The organism is Komagataeibacter rhaeticus, assembly GCF_003207855.1.
Taxonomy (GTDB): Bacteria; Pseudomonadota; Alphaproteobacteria; order Acetobacterales; family Acetobacteraceae; genus Komagataeibacter; species Komagataeibacter rhaeticus.
In genome coordinates, this window is record NZ_NKTZ01000006.1 from 18966 (window position 1) to 36022 (window position 17057).

General features: G+C 66.1%; 18 protein-coding genes. 9 read left to right on the top strand and 9 right to left on the bottom strand.

Annotation, left to right across the window (positions count from 1 at the left end; all coding sequences use genetic code 11):
* The first annotated feature begins 17 nt into the window (after window positions 1-17).
* Window positions 18-947, top strand: coding sequence for an MIP/aquaporin family protein (locus tag CFR78_RS08110; protein ID WP_007400602.1), 930 nt, complete (start codon window positions 18-20; stop codon window positions 945-947).
* Window positions 948-1086: 139 nt separating this feature from the next.
* On the top strand, window positions 1087-2721 hold the full coding sequence (locus tag CFR78_RS08115; RefSeq protein WP_034928370.1) for a dihydroxyacetone kinase subunit DhaK: 1635 nt from the start codon (window positions 1087-1089) through the stop codon (window positions 2719-2721).
* A 53-nt stretch (window positions 2722-2774) separates the two neighbouring features.
* Here CFR78_RS08115 and CFR78_RS08120 read toward each other — a convergent pair whose 3' ends face one another.
* Window positions 2775-3125, bottom strand: a complete 351-nt coding sequence (locus CFR78_RS08120; protein WP_007400598.1) for a zinc ribbon domain-containing protein YjdM — start codon at window positions 3123-3125, stop codon at window positions 2775-2777.
* Window positions 3126-3192: 67 nt separating this feature from the next.
* Complete coding sequence (locus tag CFR78_RS16235) at window positions 3193-3348, bottom strand: hypothetical protein (RefSeq protein ID WP_156953844.1); 156 nt, start codon at window positions 3346-3348, stop codon at window positions 3193-3195.
* A 108-nt stretch (window positions 3349-3456) separates the two neighbouring features.
* Between CFR78_RS16235 and CFR78_RS16240 the strand changes: the two genes are divergently transcribed.
* Window positions 3457-3759, top strand: a complete 303-nt coding sequence (locus CFR78_RS16240) for a hypothetical protein (RefSeq protein WP_034928364.1) — start codon at window positions 3457-3459, stop codon at window positions 3757-3759.
* 113 nt (window positions 3760-3872) lie between these two features.
* Here CFR78_RS16240 and CFR78_RS08125 read toward each other — a convergent pair whose 3' ends face one another.
* Window positions 3873-4847 carry an MBL fold metallo-hydrolase gene (locus CFR78_RS08125; RefSeq protein WP_240471334.1) on the bottom strand — a complete coding sequence of 325 codons (975 nt, stop codon included), beginning with the start codon at window positions 4845-4847 and terminating at the stop codon, window positions 3873-3875.
* A 200-nt stretch (window positions 4848-5047) separates the two neighbouring features.
* Between CFR78_RS08125 and CFR78_RS08130 the strand changes: the two genes are divergently transcribed.
* Complete coding sequence (locus tag CFR78_RS08130; RefSeq protein WP_034928446.1) at window positions 5048-5542, top strand: YaiI/YqxD family protein; 495 nt, start codon at window positions 5048-5050, stop codon at window positions 5540-5542.
* A gap of 115 nt (window positions 5543-5657) precedes the next feature.
* Here CFR78_RS08130 and pgm read toward each other — a convergent pair whose 3' ends face one another.
* Window positions 5658-7328 carry a phosphoglucomutase (alpha-D-glucose-1,6-bisphosphate-dependent) gene (pgm, locus tag CFR78_RS08135; RefSeq protein ID WP_007400593.1) on the bottom strand — a complete coding sequence of 557 codons (1671 nt, stop codon included), beginning with the start codon at window positions 7326-7328 and terminating at the stop codon, window positions 5658-5660.
* A 169-nt stretch (window positions 7329-7497) separates the two neighbouring features.
* Here pgm and CFR78_RS08140 point away from each other — a divergent pair, with 169 nt between their 5' ends.
* The gene (locus CFR78_RS08140; protein ID WP_338075333.1) at window positions 7498-7956 is read left to right on the top strand and encodes a hypothetical protein; all 459 of its coding nucleotides are present in this window, start codon (window positions 7498-7500) and stop codon (window positions 7954-7956) included.
* Between the two features lie 13 nt (window positions 7957-7969).
* Here the strand turns inward: CFR78_RS08140 and CFR78_RS08145 are convergent, their stop codons facing one another.
* Window positions 7970-8419 (bottom strand): Fur family transcriptional regulator, encoded by a 450-nt coding sequence (locus CFR78_RS08145; protein WP_007400591.1) that lies wholly within the window; start codon window positions 8417-8419, stop codon window positions 7970-7972.
* Between the two features lie 128 nt (window positions 8420-8547).
* On the opposite strand from CFR78_RS08145, the gene CFR78_RS08150 reads away from it, so the two are divergent.
* From CFR78_RS08150 to mtnK, 3 genes are all read left to right on the top strand, one after another.
* Entirely contained in the window at window positions 8548-9198 is a 651-nt protein-coding gene (locus tag CFR78_RS08150; protein WP_084149613.1) for a hypothetical protein, read from the top strand.
* Between the two features lie 24 nt (window positions 9199-9222).
* Entirely contained in the window at window positions 9223-9408 is a 186-nt protein-coding gene (locus CFR78_RS08155) for a hypothetical protein (RefSeq protein ID WP_007400589.1), read from the top strand.
* Between the two features lie 132 nt (window positions 9409-9540).
* Window positions 9541-10785 (top strand): S-methyl-5-thioribose kinase, encoded by a 1245-nt coding sequence (gene mtnK, locus CFR78_RS08160; protein ID WP_034928439.1) that lies wholly within the window; start codon window positions 9541-9543, stop codon window positions 10783-10785.
* Here the strand turns inward: mtnK and CFR78_RS08165 are convergent.
* From CFR78_RS08165 to CFR78_RS08175, 3 genes are all read right to left on the bottom strand, one after another.
* Entirely contained in the window at window positions 10782-12422 is a 1641-nt protein-coding gene (locus CFR78_RS08165; RefSeq protein ID WP_110581080.1) for a class I SAM-dependent DNA methyltransferase, read from the bottom strand. The genes mtnK and CFR78_RS08165 overlap by 4 nt on opposite strands.
* 12 nt (window positions 12423-12434) lie before the next feature.
* Complete coding sequence (locus tag CFR78_RS08170) at window positions 12435-13484, bottom strand: AI-2E family transporter (RefSeq protein WP_034928359.1); 1050 nt, start codon at window positions 13482-13484, stop codon at window positions 12435-12437.
* 218 nt (window positions 13485-13702) lie between these two features.
* On the bottom strand, window positions 13703-14914 hold the full coding sequence (locus CFR78_RS08175; RefSeq protein WP_240471333.1) for a restriction endonuclease subunit S: 1212 nt from the start codon (window positions 14912-14914) through the stop codon (window positions 13703-13705).
* Window positions 14915-15035: 121 nt separating this feature from the next.
* Between CFR78_RS08175 and CFR78_RS08180 the strand changes: the two genes are divergently transcribed.
* Window positions 15036-16394, top strand: a complete 1359-nt coding sequence (locus CFR78_RS08180; RefSeq protein ID WP_034928356.1) for an MATE family efflux transporter — start codon at window positions 15036-15038, stop codon at window positions 16392-16394.
* Between the two features lie 15 nt (window positions 16395-16409).
* On the opposite strand, the gene CFR78_RS08185 is transcribed toward CFR78_RS08180, so the two are convergent.
* Complete coding sequence (locus tag CFR78_RS08185) at window positions 16410-16916, bottom strand: hypothetical protein (RefSeq protein WP_034928353.1); 507 nt, start codon at window positions 16914-16916, stop codon at window positions 16410-16412.
* Window positions 16917-17057 lie beyond the last annotated feature (141 nt).

Genomic DNA, 17057 nt, shown 5'->3' on the forward strand with positions numbered 1-17057 from the left:
AAACGAGGATACCGGCCATGCGCCTGCCGCACCTGCATCTGCCCTACCTGCATGTCCATGTGCATGACCGGCCACTGGCGGGCGACCCGCACCCGCATAATCCGTTCCACTGGAAACTGTATTTCTGCGAGACGGTGGCCACCGCCATACTCATGGTCCTTGGGCTGAGCGGGGTCATCCTGCTGACCGCGCCGGGTAGCCCGCTGTCGCCGCCGCTGCTGCATCATCCCTATGTACAGACCGCGCTGTGCGGGCTGGTATTCGGCCTGTCGGGCACGGCGGCGGCCATGACACCGTTTGGCAAGGTCAGCGGGGCGCATATCAATCCTTCGGTTACGCTGGCCTTTTCACTGGCAAAACGCATCGGGGGGGTGGATGCGCTCAACTACATGATCGCACAGGTGATCGGCGCCTTCCTGGGTACGGCGGTGGTATACGGGCTGGGCAGGCTGGTCACCTGGTGGGGCAGCATGGCCGTGGCCGTACGCTACGGGGCCACCGTACCTTATGGCCGGATCTCGATCTGGTGGGCCATGTGGTCGGAAATGTTCGTAACCGCGGCGCTGATCGCCATGCTTTACTGGCTGGCGGCCCATCCGCGATGGAAGTTCATCACCCCATGGTCAGGCGGACTGTTCTTCCTGATCATGAACCCGTTCACGGCGTGGCTGTCGGGCAACAGCGTCAATTTTGCGCGCACGCTGGCCCCGGCGCTCTTTTCAGGGCAGTGGACGGGGCTGTGGGTTTACGTTGTCGGACCCTTTGCCGGGGCATCGCTTGCCGTCATGGCCATCCGCATGAACCTGATGGGCAGGCTGCACCTGCTGGAGGCACGGCTGGTCAATTTCGGCCATCATGGCCGCGTGCCGGGGCTGGATGACCCGCATCGCAAGCTTAACCACCCCGATGACCCTGACCATGTTCCCCCCGGAACCGGCCCGGCATAAGCGCCGCCGCCCGCCCGTGCCCCGCATCTGGCGCAACCCTCGCCTGCCATATTCCGTTGTTCTGCATGACGGATATAAGCGGCAATAGTCACGCTGGCATCATGGCCAGCCATGGGCCGGCAAGGGAGACAGCACGATAATGAAGCGTTTTTTCAACACGCGGGAGACGATCGTAACCGAAGCGCTGGACGGGTTCCTGCGCTCGGCGGCGGGCCAGCACCTATGCCGGCTTGATGGCTATCCCGATACCTGCGTGATCATGCAGCGCGAGCCGGAGCGGGGACTGGTCTCGGTCATTTCCGGTGGCGGGTCGGGGCATGAGCCCGCCCATGCGGGGTTTGTGGGGCGCGGCATGCTGACGGCCGCCGTATGCGGGGCGCTGTTCGCATCACCCTGCGTGGATGCGATCGTGGCCGCGATCCTGGCCACGACGGGGGAGGCGGGCTGCCTGCTGGTGGTCAAGAACTATACCGGCGACCGGCTGAACTTCGGCCTTGCGGCAGAACGGGCGCGTGCCCTGGGCAAACAGGTGGAAATGGTGATTGTGGGCGACGACATCGCCCTGCCGGATTCCGCGACCCCGCGCGGGGTCGCGGGCACGGTCCTGGCGCACAAGCTTGCGGGATACGGGGCGGCACAGGGCTGGCCGCTGACGCGCGTGGCCCAGTTCGTGCGCGACGGGGCGGGGCGCATGCGCACCATCGGCATGGCGCTGGAGGACTGCAACCCTTACGAGGCAGGCCGCACCAGCCGGCTGGCGGCGGACGAGGCCGAGCTTGGCCTTGGCATCCATGGGGAACCGGGGGCGCAGCGCATAGCGCTGGCATCGGCCAGTGAACTCATGCGCAGGGTAACCGAAACGCTGGAAGCCAGCCTGCCCGCCACCGTGCGCAATACCCGCTTTGCCGTGGTGCTCAACAACCTTGGCTGCGTGCCGGAAGTGGAGATGGCGCTGCTGCTTGAAGCCTTCAGCCATACACGGCTTGCCCGCCGCGTCTCGCATGTCATCGGCCCGGCACCGCTCATGACCGCGCTGGACATGAACGGCTTCTCACTCACCCTGATCGAACTGGATGAGAGCATAACTCATGCGCTGCAGGCGCCTGCCCAGCCGCCTGCATGGCCTAGCATGGTGCCGCTGGGCAGTCCCGCCGTGGCTCCCATGCCCGTCATGCCCGATGCCTTTCCATACCCCGCCAGCACGGACCCCACCGTCCGGGCCATGCTGGAGCATGGGGCAAAGGTGCTGATTGCGAATGAAGCCCCGTTGAATGAACTGGATGGCAAAATTGGCGATGGTGATGCCGGTTCGACCTTTGCCGGGGCCGCGCGTGAAATCACGGCGGCACTGGACCGCCTGCCCATGGCGGACCCGCATCAGCTCATGACCACGGTCAGCAATATCCTGACCCAGCATGCGGGCGGATCAAGCGGCGTGCTGTTCGCCATCATGTTTTCGGCAGCGGGCCGCAGCAGGGCACCATGGCGGGAAGCACTGCGCGAGGGGCTGGAACACATGATGGCCTGCGGCGGGGCAAAGCCCGGTGACCGCACCATGATCGACGCCCTGTATCCCGCGCTGGAGGCACTGGCCAGAACCGGCAGCCTGAATGACGCCGCCCTTGCCGCGCGAAAGGGGGCGGACGCCACCACCACCATAGAAACCGCGCGCGCCGGGCGTGCGGCCTATGTACCGAGCGCGCATGTACGGAACGTGCCCGATCCGGGAGCCGAAGCCGTGGCCCGCCTGCTTGAAGGTCTGGCCAGGGGCTGAAAGACCCGGCCCACCTGTGCTGCGGCTGCGGCACGGGTGGGCAACGCGGCGGGTCAGGCTTTCCTGACGAATTCGGATTTGAGGTTGATCGCGCCCACGCCCGCGATCTTGCAGGCGATGTTGTGGCCATCCGTGCCGTCAACCAGCCGGATGCCCCTGACCTTGGTGCCGCCCTTGATCACGGATGAAGCCCCCTTGATCCTGAGATCCTTGATGACGGTCACGCTATCCCCATCAGCCAGCACATTGCCGTTGGCATCACGGATTTCAGCCGGTCCGGCCGTATCATCCGCCCCGCTGGTCTCGGGGTTCCATTCATGCCCGCATTCAGGGCATATCCACAGGCTGCCATCGGGGTAGGCATGGGCGCATCCGCATACGGGACATTGGGGGTCGGTGCTCATTATCATCCTCACAGGGTTGTGGGCCGATGCTCTTAAAGCACGCGCCACAGGCTGCAAAGGACATGGATCATACCGGGCTGGCACAGGCCGTGCCATACCGGGCACAGGCTGCCCGCCGCCCTGCCTTACTGCCGGGGTGCAGTACCGCCATGGGTGCCGCCACCGCGACCACCCCCACCATCCGCCCCGCCACCGCCGGGTCCGGGTCTAACACATCCGGCACGACAGCCCGGAACGGTTGCCGCAGGCATTATCCGCGTAATGTTGCGCATCGGTTTTCCCCCCGCCAGGCATTCTGGCCCTGCAGGGGGTTAAACCGCCGGACCGCGCCATGGTTACGCGCGGAAACGGGGCAGCGCCGCAGGAGCAGGCTGACACATGTCATGTCACGCATATGCCCGCAGAAGCGATGACGGTGCTGAAAGGAAAGGTATTCCATGCGGCCGGTATCCCTGTCCTGCGCCCGGTGCTAACGGACCGCCTGCTTCCGGAAAAAGCGCTCGATCCCCAGCATGAAAAGCAGAAGTGCCACCCCGAACCCTTCACGCATATGACCGATGAGGTAACGCATGCCAACCTCCTCTTCATGATGATCCGGGCCATGGTGACGCATCATGCCAGTAACCGGAAGTAAAAACGCATCACGCGCTCTTCACAATCACACGGTGCGGGCCTTTATCCCTGTAATGAACGCGGCGGATCAGGCCATGGTTCCCGGGCAGGGGACAGGGCTGTCAGGTCCGGCGCCTACCGGCCCCACCGCAGCCGCATGCCCTGTTCGGGCACGATAAAGTCCACGCCCATGTCGTTGCCACTGCGCAGTTCCGCGGGGATGACCGCAACCGGATCGGGCCCCCTGCGCAGCGATGGCTTCATATGGGCCACAAGCACCGGCATGCCGCGCAGCGGTGTATGCGCGATATCCTGCAGCGCCGCCAGTTCGCGCAGGAGCCAGCGCGGCGAGAGATGACCCCATAGCTGCGTGTCGGGATGGGTATCGTCATAGGAACATTCAATCACGATACCCCGCAGCCGGTGCGCGCGTACCAGGGGCGCCACCGCCTGCCACAGGGCACGCAGCCGCGTGCTGTGCTCGACCGCGTCAGCCCCCGTGTCCCCAAGATAGAGCATGGCGTCACCGCCGGAGCGCAGCAGGAATGCCGTTGATTCCACGCTGCCGTGACTGAGCGGAAAGGCGGTAACCCGCATCCCCGTGCCCGCCAGCCCGACCGGCCTGCCCGCCACGAGATCCTGATAATGGTACAGCCCCAGTTGTGGCGGTGCCCCCCGGTCGCCGTTATTGGGCCATACGGCGCCGTTGAACAGATCACGCGAAAGGACCATGTTGACCGAGGGCAGGGCATAGATGGGCTTGGCGCTGTCATCGGGTGAAACCAGCACCAGTCCCGCCACATGGTCCAGATGCGCGTGACTGACCAGATAGCCCCTGATGACGTGGTGCAGCACATAGCCCGGCCGGGTTTCCGGCGCCTCCGTCGGCATGGGGACATCATCCAGCGCGCCATGCCGGTCCGCCACCTGCAGGCCATGCAGCACGTTGCCCGCATCGCACAGGACCGCGCGCGGATCACCGATGGGGTGGATCATATACGCGCTCAGATTGCCGTCTTCCAGTCCGCCACGCGCACCCAGCACCGTAATGTCAAAGCCGGCCGCAATGGCCGGCAGGGGGGTAGCCCCGACCACGAGGGCCGTGAGCATTCCCATCCAGGAACGCGGTACGGGATATGATGGCATCTGACGGTCCTTCCTGCAGTGATCCTGATGGTATTGTTCCGCAAAAGGAACATATACGATACCCGCCCTTCCTGTCACAAACTTGCCACCGGGCCCCGTGTCGGCATAGGACAGGGCATGCCAGCATGCCCCTCATGTCCCATCCGGCGGGAAAGGCCGCTTCCTTGACCCGTATTTTCATCGATGCCGATGCCTGCCCCGTGCGGGACGAAACCTATCGTGTCGCCCTGCGCTACGGACTGAACACCTTTGTCGTCTCCAACAGCATGATGGCCGTGCCCGATACGCCACTGATCGAACGCGTGGTGGTGACACAGGGCATGGACGTGGCCGATGACTGGATTGCCGAAAACACGGCCGCGCATGACATCGTGATTTCCGCCGACATCCCGCTGGCCGCGCGCTGTGTCGCGCGCGGGGCCTGCGTGCTGGACCCACGCGGGCGCATCCTGGATGAGAACGCCATCGGCATGGCCCTGGCGGTTCGTAATCTCATGACCGACCTGCGCGATACGGGGGCCATAACCCAGGGCAATCGCAGCTTTACCCGCGCGGATCGCTCCACCTTCCTCTCCGCACTGGATACGGCCGTGGTACGCGCGCGCAGACAGGCGGCGGGGAAGGGCCGCAGGCTGCCCTTCATTCCGCCTGACCCATAAGGGCGCCCTCCTTCTTTTTTTCGCGACCTGCCGGAAACTGGCCACAAAAAACGCCGCCCGCCCCGCAGGGTGCGGGACGGGCGGCGCAATCCGGTCAGGCGGGCAGAGGGGCCGGTCAGCCCACCGTCTCAGCCGCCTTTGCCCTGGCGAACAGGGCGGAAATCGCGTCCTGTGCCTCGGTCTGGATGGCCTTGAGGTGCTCGGCGCTCTTGAAGCTCTCGGCGTAGATCTTATAGACATTTTCCGTGCCGGAGGGCCGGGCGGCAAACCAGCCGTCCTTTGCCGTGACCTTGAGCCCGCCAATCGCCGCCCCGTTGCCCGGTGCGTTGGTCAGCGTGCTCTCGATCGGCTCGCCCGCAAGCTCGGTCATGCCGATCTGCTCGGGCGAGAGCGCCTTGAGCAGCGCCTTCTGTTCCGGGTCGGCCGGGGCATCGATACGCGCATAGTACGGCGTGCCCAGGCGCTGCGTCATGGCTTCGTACGCGGCACCGGGGGTCTTGCCGGTACGGGCCGTGATCTCGGCGGCCAGCAGGCCCAGGATGATGCCGTCCTTGTCCGTGCTCCACACCGTGCCGTCACGGCGCAGGAAGGACGCACCGGCACTTTCCTCACCACCAAAGCCCAGCGTGCCGTTGTACAGCCCGTCCACGAACCATTTGAACCCAACCGGCACTTCCACCAGCTTGCGGCCGATTTCCTTTGCCACGCGGTCGATCATGCTGCTGCTGACCACCGTCTTGCCCACGCCTGCGGCCGGGTTCCAGGCATCGCGGTTGTTGAACAGGTACTCGATGGCGGTGGCCAGGTAGTGGTTGGGGTTCATCAGCCCGAATTTGCCCGATACGATGCCATGGCGGTCGGCATCGGTATCATTGGCGAAGGCAATGTCGAAACGGTCCTTCATCTTCACCAGCCGCGCCATGGCGTAGGGCGATGAACAGTCCATGCGGATCTGCCCGTCCCAGTCGGCGGTCATGAAGCGGAAGGTGGGGTCCACTTCCTTGCTGACGATGGTGGCGTTGATGCCGTATCTGTCAATGATCGGCTGCCAGTAATCCACCGCCGCCCCGCCCAGTGGGTCAATGCCGATGGAAATGCCCGACTGGCGGATGATTTCCATGTCCACCACGGCCCCCAGGTCATTCACATAGGGGGTGATGTAGTCATGGCGCTTCGTGGTCGGGGCCTTGAGCGCATCCTCGAAGGAGATGCGGTTCACACCTTCCATCTTCCTGCCGATATAGGCGTTCGCCGCCGCCTCGACCACCTTGGTGATGTCGGTATCGGCCGGGCCGCCATGGGGGGGGTTGTACTTGAACCCCCCGTCCTCGGGCGGGTTGTGCGATGGCGTGATCACCACGCCATCGGCCAGTTCCGTGCTACGGCCCCGGTTATAGGTCAGGATCGCATGCGAAATGACGGGGGTGGGGGTATAGCCGTCCTTCTCGTCAATGCGCACTTCCAGCCCTGCCGCGGCAAACACTTCCAGAGCGGATCTGAGCGCGGGGCGCGAGAGGGCATGCGTGTCGATGCCAATGAACAGCGGGCCGGTGATGCCCGCGTTCCTGCGATAATCGACAATCGCCTGGCTGATGGCCAGGATATGGTTTTCATTGAAGCTGGTGCTCAGCGAGGAGCCCCGGTGCCCCGACGTGCCAAAGGCCACACGCTGCGTGGCAATGGCGGGATCGGGCTTGCGGGTATAATACGCGTCAAGCAGGGCGTCGATATTGACAAGACGGTCCGGATCGACCGGCTTGCCGGCAAACGGGCTTATGCTGGGCATTGACTGCTCCCGAAATGTAATAATGAAAAAGCGCGTATTCCGACAAATTCCCTTACAGGCCGGAAAATCGACCGTCCAGCCGCAAACGGCGGCAACGGCCCATGCGGGCCGGAAAGGGGGCAGGCAGGAAAAAGCATCATCCCCGGACAGTGGCGCGCCGATCGGGCCTGTGACATTGAACTATATCAAGTTCGGTGTCTTTTTCGTGACCACGGTCCCATCACGTTCCAGCACCCCGGTTGCCGTGGGCCGGCACAGTACCTATCGTACGGGAATGGACATACCCACGGCACCTTCCCCATCCCCCGCCGGCACGGCCGAACACATGCGCCGCAGGCGGCTTGAGCGGCTGCTCAGGCGGTTGCCCGCACGGGGCGAACAGGCCATGCGCTGGCTGCTCCAGCCCGGCAGGGCGGGACTGCGCCTGGTACTGGGCTGCCTGCTGGCGGTGGGGGGCGTATTCAGCTTCCTTCCCGTACTGGGACTGTGGATGCTGCCACTGGGCCTGATCCTGCTGGCGGAGGACGTGCCGTTTTTCCGCCGCCTCAGCGCGCGCATGCTGGAATGGATCGAACGCCGCCATCCGAACTGGATGGCGCCGGAAACCGGGCCCCCGCATTCATCCTGAAGCCCGTCGGCGTTCAGTCGCGCGTCCCGCCCTTTGCCTTCGGACGCCCCACTACCGAAAGCCGGGTGGTGACCAGGTCATAGCCCATCTGGCGCACGATTCCCGCCAGCAGGGAGTCCAGTTCGGTGTTCTCGAACTCGATCACCCTGCCGCTATCGGCATCGATCAGATGATAGTGATCGCCCTGATCGCCATCGGCCACTTCATAACGGGCGCGGCCACCACCAAAGTCACGGCGCTGGAGGATGCCATTCTCCTCGAACAGGCGCACGGTGCGGTACACGGTGGCTATGGAAATACGGGGGTCCACCTCCACCGCGCGGCGGTAGAGTTCCTCCACATCCGGGTGGTCATCACTGTCGGACAGGACAAAGGCAATCGTCCGGCGCTGGCCGGTCAGTTTCAGGCCCCTCTGGCGGCATAGCTCCGCGAGGGGGGAATCGGGGGAATTCGGCTCTTTCATCGTTATGTAACGTAAGCCAGACAGACCGCCCCGGTCCAGTAGGGATGCAACGGGACATCGACCGATTTTAATTGCAAATGATAATCTTTCTCATTATTGGGAGTCTATCGACACAACAGGAGCGGGCCATGCCACGGCCCGAGCGGATGATGACCGACACGACCATTTTCATGAATGATCTCTCGTGCAGCGAACGCCTGCTGGTCTGGTGCGTGCGCCGCCTGAGCGGGGAAGGCAGGACAGGGGGCGGCATGCCGGGTCTGGCGCTGCCATGCTTCAGGGCGGATTTCGCCGCCGTGGTCGAGGCCTTCCACATGGCGCTGGGCCGCCTGCGGGCCTACCAGCGCGAGCCGGTGGACGTGGGAATCTGCAACGCAACCCACCTGACCGGCACGGAAAGCCGCTTCCTCCTTGCCGCCGCGGCGGCACAGGAAGGCCGCGAGGCGGAAGTGCGACGCACCCTGCGGCCCATCTTTGCCCATCATCATGTCCTCTCGCCCTTTGCCGCCGCCATTACCCAGCTTGGGGCCTGCATGGCGGGTGCTGGCTACTGGCTGCCACGCCGGGCCACCACGCCCGCATTGCCGAACCGGCCCCCCGTCACGCAGTTGCGCCGCCCATCCCGGGATGCGGCGGCCCGGCCGCAATCCCCATCCCCCACCATGTCCCAGCCCGTTGGCGCGGGATGCCTTGCCGCCATGCGCTGGCATGATGCGGATATGGGGAGCGCACATGTCATGTGGCCCGGCCATGCGCTGCCGCAGGCGGGCGGACTGTAACCCCGCCCGGCCCGGAGAACGGACATGGCCACACCCCGCCTGTCGCTGCGCCATGCGCGCCTGTTCATGGAAAATGCTTTCCTTGATCTGCTTGACATCCTGGCCTGGCAGGAAGGAACGACCCCGGGGGCGGCCACCCTGACCCGTCATCCGGGCGCGGAACGCCCCGCGGACGGGGCCGGGCCACGCCGGGCTGCCATACGGCGGTAAGCCGGTGGCGGGTTTTCCGGCCCGCCGGGCCGCATGACCGGCGTGATGGGGCATAAAAGCGTTGCATGCCAGCCATTTGCGCGCAAACCTGCCACATCCGCCGGTCGCGGCGCAGGACAGGAGAAGAGCCGCATGAACCCCACCACCTACCGCACGCTTGATGCCGCGGCCATCCGCGCGCTGGTGGCGGGCCTGCCCGCCATTGCAAGCCGCCTGGGGGGGCCGCCCGCGCAGTGGCGGGTGCGCGAGGTCAGTGACGGCAACCTGAACAATGTCTTTCTGGTGGGGGGCGTGAAGGGGGAGGTGTGCCTCAAGCAGGCACTCCCACATGTGCGGGTGGACCCGACATGGAAAATGCCGCTTGACCGCACGTTTTTCGAATCCGAATGGCTACGTGCCGTCCAGCCGCTTGCACCCGGCCTGACCACGGAATTCCTGCATTATGACCCGGAGCTGTATGTCCTGATTGTCGAAAGCCTGTCCGGACATACCGTGCTGCGCACGGCCCTGATGCAGGGGGCACGGTGGCCGGGCGTGGCGCCGCGTATCGGCACGTTCGTGGCCCATGCCTCATTCGGTACCTCGCTTCTGGCCCGTCCGTTCGAGGATGTGTTCACCGCCCGCCGCCTGTTTTCCGCCAATCTGGCCCTGACCCGCATCACGCTGGACCTGGTGCTGGATGATCCTTACCGCGACCATCCGCGCAATCACTGGCACGATCCGGCGCTTACGCCCATCGTGCTGGACATCCGCTCCAGTGCCGCGACCCTGCTGGCGGTGGAAAACCTGCGCCGCCGCTTCCTGTCACAGCCACAGGCGCTGCTGCATGGGGACCTGCATACCGGCTCGATCATGAGCACGGCAGATGATACCCGAGTGATTGATGGCGAATTCGCGGTCTATGGCCCCATCGGGTTTGATTGCGGGATGTTTGTCGGCAATCTGGTGCTGCATTACTTCGCAACGCCGGACAGTGCCGCGCGCCAGGCCACGCTGCATGATATCGCGGCGTTCTGGCACAGCTTCCATGAAGAATTCCTTACCTTGTGGACCAGCCATGAAACCCCGCCACCGGGCACGCTGCGCCCGCTGGCCTATGGCCCGGCCGCCCGTGTGGCCCGCCAGCGATTCATGAACGAGATCATGGCCGATACCATCGGCTTCGCGGGGGTGGAAATCATCCGCCGCATCATCGGCTACGCCCATACGGCGGATTTCGACATCATTGCCGATCCCCGCCAGCGCGCGGCCTGCCGCGCGGGCGCGCTGGGCTTTGCCTATCATGTGCTCGAACATCTGGACGAGATCCGCACGATGGCCGATTTCCTCCGCCATCTGGCCGAACAGGGCAGGGCAGGGCTGCACGAGCCCCGCTAGTCCCCGTCATCCCCGGGCATGAGGGCCGCAAGCCGCGCCATGGAACGGCGCAGTTCCGCCATGATGGCGGCCAGCGGACGGGGGGTGGCAGGCCGGCTGAAATACCGCGCGAACGATATGGCGCAGCCCGTGGCGCAGCGCGCCATGTCCAGCTTTGCCGTGGGGTCGAACGGCAGGATCATGCGCGCGAACCATGAATCCGGGTCGTCCGCCATGTCCATGGTGAATGTGGTGCGCGCCGCCGCGCCGGCCTCCCGCACCCTCCGTTCCACGCTTACGCTGCGATAAAGGAAATCCCGCCCCGGCACGATGCGGGACAGGGGCACGCATCCCGTCCCGTCCTGCCCCTCCGGCCCGTCACAGGCCACGGCCTGCCAGCGGGCGGGCGCGCCATCCGCACCGGGCTGGACAATCAGGTCCATGTCCGTACCTGCCAGGGCGGCCTGTACCACGGTGGCGATATGCGCCTGCGTCATCTCGCGCCGCTTCTCGCCGCTGCTGCGCGGGCAGCGCCGCCACAGGCCGGTGGCATCCACCAGCCGCACCATGCCCTGCCGCCCGGCGGCCTTGCGGTTGTCCAGTATCCACACATAGGTGGCAATTCCGGTATTGACGAACATGTCCCCCGGCAGGGCAATGACGGTATCGATCAGGTCATGATCCACCAGATGGCGGCGAATGGCCGATTCACCGGAATCCGCGCCGCCACCGGCCAGCGCCGCGCCATGCGTGACCATTCCCACACGCGCGCCACCCCGGGCGGGGGCGCGCATCCGGGCCAGCAGGTGCAGCATGAACAGCATGGACCCATCCGCCACGCGCGGCAGGCCAGCGGCAAAACGGCCGGCGCTGCCCGCCGCATGTTCAGCCTGGACCAGGGGCCGGATGGCGCGCCAGTCCACCCCGAAAGGGGGATTGGCCAGCATGCGGGCAAAGCGGCGGCTGGCATGATGGTCCACCGCCAGTGTGTTGCCGGGCAGGATATGCGCGGGGTTGCGCCCCCGCAGCAGCATGTCCGCCTGACATATGGCGCAGGCACGTGCGCTGATTTCCTGACCGAACAGGTCCACCGCCACGCCGCGCCCGGCCAACCGGTCCGCCGCCCGGCCCAGCAGCACGCCCGTGCCCGCAGCCGGATCATACAGCGCGTGCCGCGTGCCTGCCGCATCCGGGGCAAAGACGAGATCGGTCATGAGATCGCCAATCTCCGGCGGGGTGTAATGCGCGCCCGTTGCCTGACCCGCATCAAAGTGACGGACCAGTTCCTCAAACAGCCGGGCCATGGCCTGGGTACCATAAAGCGCGGGGGAAAGATCCAGCGCCGCGAAATGCGCCGCAACCCGACCCAGCACACCCGCCCGCGCAAGCCGCGTGGCCAGCGGCCCCATTTCCATCTGCGCCATCATGCCGCGCACCGGGGCGGGCAGGCGGCCAAGCAGCGTTTCCAGCCGGGCCAGCGGGTCCGCCACAGATGCGACCGCCGCCAGCGCCGAGACCGGGCGCCCGCGCGCAAGCTCCAGCCTGCGCAGCACGGTAAAGGCCAGTATGACCGGCCCGTATTCGCCCGGTGGCACCACCCCGCGCAGCAGTTCGGCAATACGCCAGATGGCTGGCGCGGACAGCAGGGCCGCCGGCATGGGGACTTCGCCCTAGCGCGCCTGTTCTTCCGCCGCCGCCGTGCGCCACAGCGAAAGGGCGACCGCGATGACCGTAGGCCCGATGAACAGCCCCAGCAGGCCAAACATGTGCAGGCCCCCCAGGATGGCGGTCAGCACCGCAAGGAAGGGGATGCTGGTGCTGCCGCTGATCAGCCTGGGCCGGACAAAATGGTCGCCCGCGCCATAGGCGATGGCGCCGATCACGCCCACGATCACCGCCTGGGTCACGCCATTGGCGGCAAACGTCATGAGCATGGTGGCACACAGCAGGACCGGCCCGCAGAAGGGGATGATGCTGACCACCGCCGTCAGCAGCGTCAGCAGTGCCGGGTGCGGCGTGCCCGCGATGAAATAGCCGATCCCCACCAGCACGCCCTGACCCAGCCCCACCAGCACCAGCCCTGCCACCGTGCCCCGCACGGCGCCCACGGTGTTGCGGATCACGTCCCGCGCGCGCGCGCCCAGAAAGCGGCTGCCCACGGCGCGGATATCGGCCTGCAGCGTGCGTGACGCCGCAAGGTAGAAATAGACCGACAGGGTGGCGATGACGAAAGTCTCGGTCATGTCCATCACGCGATGCGGCAGTTCACGGCCGTCGCCGGTCGCGAACATGCGTGAGGCGACGGCCGTCCAGTGGCGCAGTTCCTCGGGGTCGGACAGGTAATGCCGCCACAGCCCGGCAAGGCGCGGCCCGATGCGCGGAATCGCGGCCACCTGCGGCGAGAGCGGAATGCCATCATGCAGCGCGCCACGCCCCCATGCCATGAGCGATGGCAGTTCCATCCCCGCCCGGACCGCCATGGCAATCATGGGCACCGCCAGCAGCGCGAAGATGGCCGCCGCGATCAGCCCCGCCGCCAGTCCATTGCCCATGCCCCGCTGGACCAGCCTGCGATAGAGCGGATAGGTGGTGATGCTGAGGATTCCCCCCCACGCGAAGGCGAACAGGAAGGACTGTTCGATCCATGCGGAAAACAGCAGCACCACGCATACGAACATGAAGGTGCCGATATACTGGGTCCGGCTTCGGTTTTCATCCATGGGGCTGGATCTGTCCTGTTATGTTGGGATAAGGGGCCGCCACATGCCCGTGCAGCGTCCCGAACCTGCAATGTAACACAAACGCGGCGCCCGCTAAGGGTGATAATGGAGCGCGCGACGGGCAGCAGGCCCCGATAACCGGCCCGCGCACCGTGCCATCAGATGCATGACCACGGCGCGCCCGCTGGCCTGACGGCGCCGGTGGCCCTGGCATGCGTTCAGTCCTCGGCCAGACCGGCCACCCGGGCATGGCGCAGGGCCGGGCGGTACTCGTGCAGTGCGGCCACCATGGCCGCGTGCGCCGCATCCTGCGCCGCCAGTCGCGCCATGGTCGCCCATGCCGTCCGGGCCACCGCGCGCTGGATGGGCAGGGGGGGCAGGGGCAGTTCAAGCGAGGCAAGGGTGGCGGTATCCACCTCGGCAAACACGCTACCCCCCGCACGCTGGCGCAGCACGGGGGCACGGGCGCGCAGAAGGAAGGCCGCATAATCCAGTGCCACATCCCCCCCACGGGGCACCAGCGCCTTGCAGCCCTGGCTGACCGATACCGCCACCTCCGTCATGCCAACCCGCCCCACCGGCGCACGGGTGGACACGACCAGCGCGCCAGGCGGCACGAGCGTTGCCCGGCAGGCGGCCAGCCCCGCAATACTCAGGTCGCGCGCGCCATGGCGCAGCCTGACGGGTGCCCCGGCCGGCAGGTCGGCGGGGGTGAGCCATGGCACGTCCCCGCCCCAGCAGTCGGCCCGCGCGGTAGGGGGCGTGCCCCCGCCCACGATATCAAACACACTGCCCAGCAGCCGGACCGGATGGCCCCCATCAGGCTGCACGGCATGCCACAATGCGGCATCGGCCTGTTCGCGCGCCAGTGCCGCCTGCACCGACAGTTCATGCAGCTGGCGCGCGATACGTGCCAGCGCGCCATCCAGTTCCCGCGCAATGCGGCGCTGGCAGGCAGGCGGGGGACAGGGGACGGGCAGGCTGTTCATGCGCGCACGCGTCAGCTTGGGGCGTGTCGCGCCTTCCACATACGCATCATAGGCCACGGTATTGAGCGCATGGGCCACGAAGCGCCCGTCCACACCCGCGCGCGGACGCAGCACATGCACATGATTGCCCGCCCACAGCGGTCCTTCATGGAAAAACGCCACATCCCGCGCGGGGTCGAGAAAGGGGGCGCCATCCTCTCCCAGCAACACGAGCGGACCATCAAACAGGGCACGGTCCACATAGCCGATCACACCGCTGGCACCATGATAGGGCACATGGCCGGGACAGCGCGCGCGCTGCGCGCGGCTGAGCGGGATGCGACGGGCATCCAGGCATTCCACCAGCGCGCCCAGCGGCACGCATGGCCATCGCCCTTCCCGCGCGTTCCGCCTGCCGTCATGTCCCTGCATGGGGCGGTGGTGAAGATAAAAGGGGTTCAATGTCAAGCATATCCGGTGCGTACTGGCAGGCCGTGGCCAAGTAGTATAACCATGGGCGGGCCCGCGCGGCCTGCGGGCGCAGGACATGGCCATACCGCGCCATGGATGATGACAGGGTTTCATGACACGTCCAGCCAGACCATTCAGGGCGGAATTAGGCGCCATCCTTGCCATAGCCGGGCCGATGGGCCTTTCGCAGTTCACACAGATGCTCATGGGGCTGACCGATGACGTGCTGCTGGGCGGGATCGGGGCACAGGCGCTGGCGATAGGGGGCCTGGCCACCGGCACGTTCTTCACGCTCAACGCCATCCTTGCCGCCATGATCGAGGCGGGCGGCATCCTGCTGGCCCAGGCGCGCGGACGCGGAGACCATGCCAGCCTGGGCGCCATCATCACCTCCATGCTGGCGGTCGCCTGCGTGCTGTGCCTGCCTGAACTGTTCTGCCTGTACCATGTTGACCGGCTGCTGGCATGGCTGGGCGAGCCTGCGGGCATCCGCGCGCCGGTCACGGATTTCGTGCATATCCTGATGTGGGCGGTGCCACCCGCGCTGATGGGACAGGGCATTCTGGCCACCGCCCTGCCGGTCATGGGCGCGCAGGGTATCCTGATGCGCGTCATGCCCGGCATCATGGTGCTCAACGGCGTGCTGAACGCGACCCTGATCCATGGCTGGTTCGGACTGCCCGCGCTGGGGCTGCATGGCTCGGCCATGGCCACCGTCATCACGCTGTGGTGCATGCCGGTCGTCCTGCTCTGCCTTGCGGTGCGCAGGCCCGCGCTACGTCAGGGCCTGTGCCCGCGCGCGCATGACTGGGGGCACACGCTGGCCCTGCTGCGCACCGGGCTGCCCATGCTGGCAAGCGCCATGGCGGAGGTCACACTGTTCCAGACCAACAGTCTGGAGGCCGCAACCCTGGGCAGCAACGCGCTGGCGGCGTTCCAGATCATGCTGGGCATCGGCCTGCAGTCCTTCACGCTGTACATCGCACTGGGACAGGCGTGCAACATCCGCGTGGGCTACTGGACCGGACGGGGCGACCCCGCCATGGTACGCAGCGCGACCGGGGCGGGCATGGTACTGGGCATAGCGCTGGCTGGCGCCGCGACCCTGCTGCTGGCGCTGGGGCGGCATGACATTATCGGCTTCTATCTGGATACGGCGCGACCCGCCAACGCGCAGGCGGTGCGGATTGCACTGGACGTGCTGCTGATCGGGGCGGTGTTCCAGCTGCCCGACGCCCTGCAGGCCATTGCCACCGGCGTGCTGCGCGGGCAGGGGGATACCACCATTCCCATGCTGGTGGCCATTGCCGGGTACTGGGGCATCGGCTTCCCGGGGGGGCTGTACCTTGCATTCCACCGTGGCCTGGGGGCGTGGGGGCTGTGGTGCGGCAACGGGATCGGGCTTGTATGCGTATCCCTGCTGCTGGGCGCGCGCATCCTGTGGCGCCTGCGGGCGCGACGGGCAGGGTAGCGCACGCCATGCCGCCTACAGGCGCTTGTGCATTTCCTCACGGATGCTGTTGCACTTCTTGGTAAATACGGCGGCCTGCGAGGCGGTCATGAAATTGATCAGGAACGCCCCCAGCAGCGAACAGAAGGACAGGATGATCAGCACCCGGCCCATAAGCGATATGGTGCCGCTGTAATGCTCGGCCGAATACCACAGCAGCCCCAGGCTGATGACGGCACCGAACACGCCCAGCACGCCGGTGGAACGGATGAGCGATTCCTCCTCGCGGATGAAGGTGGAGGATTCCTGCCATAGCACGAACAGCTTGCGGTCCATTTCCTGCACCGCGGCCGCGTAGTCCTCGGCATCATCGGGATGCTGGTGATCCGTGCCGCCCCGGTGCAGTTCAAGCTCCTGCCGGGCCTTGGAAAAGACGCGCCTGCGTTCCTTTATGGCGGGCAGGCTGATATCGACAAAACTGAGAATGGCGACATTCAATCCCGCCGAAAGCTGGATGACCGCCTGGAAATCACCCCAGATCACAGGTTGCCCCCCAACAAGGGCCGATAAGACTGCGCACTGTAGAAAATCCTGATAGATTGGCCTTTTCCCGCCCATGCGGGCTGCATGCCGGACCCCGGCGCACCATACGCCCCGCCAGCACGCCTGCGTTCAGGACTAGCA

Coding starts and splice junctions, on each gene's coding strand:
- CFR78_RS08110 (WP_007400602.1), top strand. CDS start 18: ATGCGCCTGCCGCACCTGCATCTGCCCTACCTGCATGTCCATGTGCAT.
- CFR78_RS08115 (WP_034928370.1), top strand. CDS start 1,087: ATGAAGCGTTTTTTCAACACGCGGGAGACGATCGTAACCGAAGCGCTG.
- CFR78_RS08120 (WP_007400598.1), bottom strand. CDS start 3,125: ATGAGCACCGACCCCCAATGTCCCGTATGCGGATGCGCCCATGCCTAC.
- CFR78_RS16240 (WP_034928364.1), top strand. CDS start 3,457: ATGGTTACGCGCGGAAACGGGGCAGCGCCGCAGGAGCAGGCTGACACA.
- CFR78_RS08125 (WP_240471334.1), bottom strand. CDS start 4,847: ATGCTCACGGCCCTCGTGGTCGGGGCTACCCCCCTGCCGGCCATTGCG.
- pgm (WP_007400593.1), bottom strand. CDS start 7,328: ATGCCCAGCATAAGCCCGTTTGCCGGCAAGCCGGTCGATCCGGACCGT.
- CFR78_RS08145 (WP_007400591.1), bottom strand. CDS start 8,419: ATGAAAGAGCCGAATTCCCCCGATTCCCCCCTCGCGGAGCTATGCCGC.
- CFR78_RS08150 (WP_084149613.1), top strand. CDS start 8,548: ATGCCACGGCCCGAGCGGATGATGACCGACACGACCATTTTCATGAAT.
- CFR78_RS08155 (WP_007400589.1), top strand. CDS start 9,223: ATGGCCACACCCCGCCTGTCGCTGCGCCATGCGCGCCTGTTCATGGAA.
- mtnK (WP_034928439.1), top strand. CDS start 9,541: ATGAACCCCACCACCTACCGCACGCTTGATGCCGCGGCCATCCGCGCG.
- CFR78_RS08165 (WP_110581080.1), bottom strand. CDS start 12,422: ATGCCGGCGGCCCTGCTGTCCGCGCCAGCCATCTGGCGTATTGCCGAA.
- CFR78_RS08170 (WP_034928359.1), bottom strand. CDS start 13,484: ATGGATGAAAACCGAAGCCGGACCCAGTATATCGGCACCTTCATGTTC.
- CFR78_RS08180 (WP_034928356.1), top strand. CDS start 15,036: ATGACACGTCCAGCCAGACCATTCAGGGCGGAATTAGGCGCCATCCTT.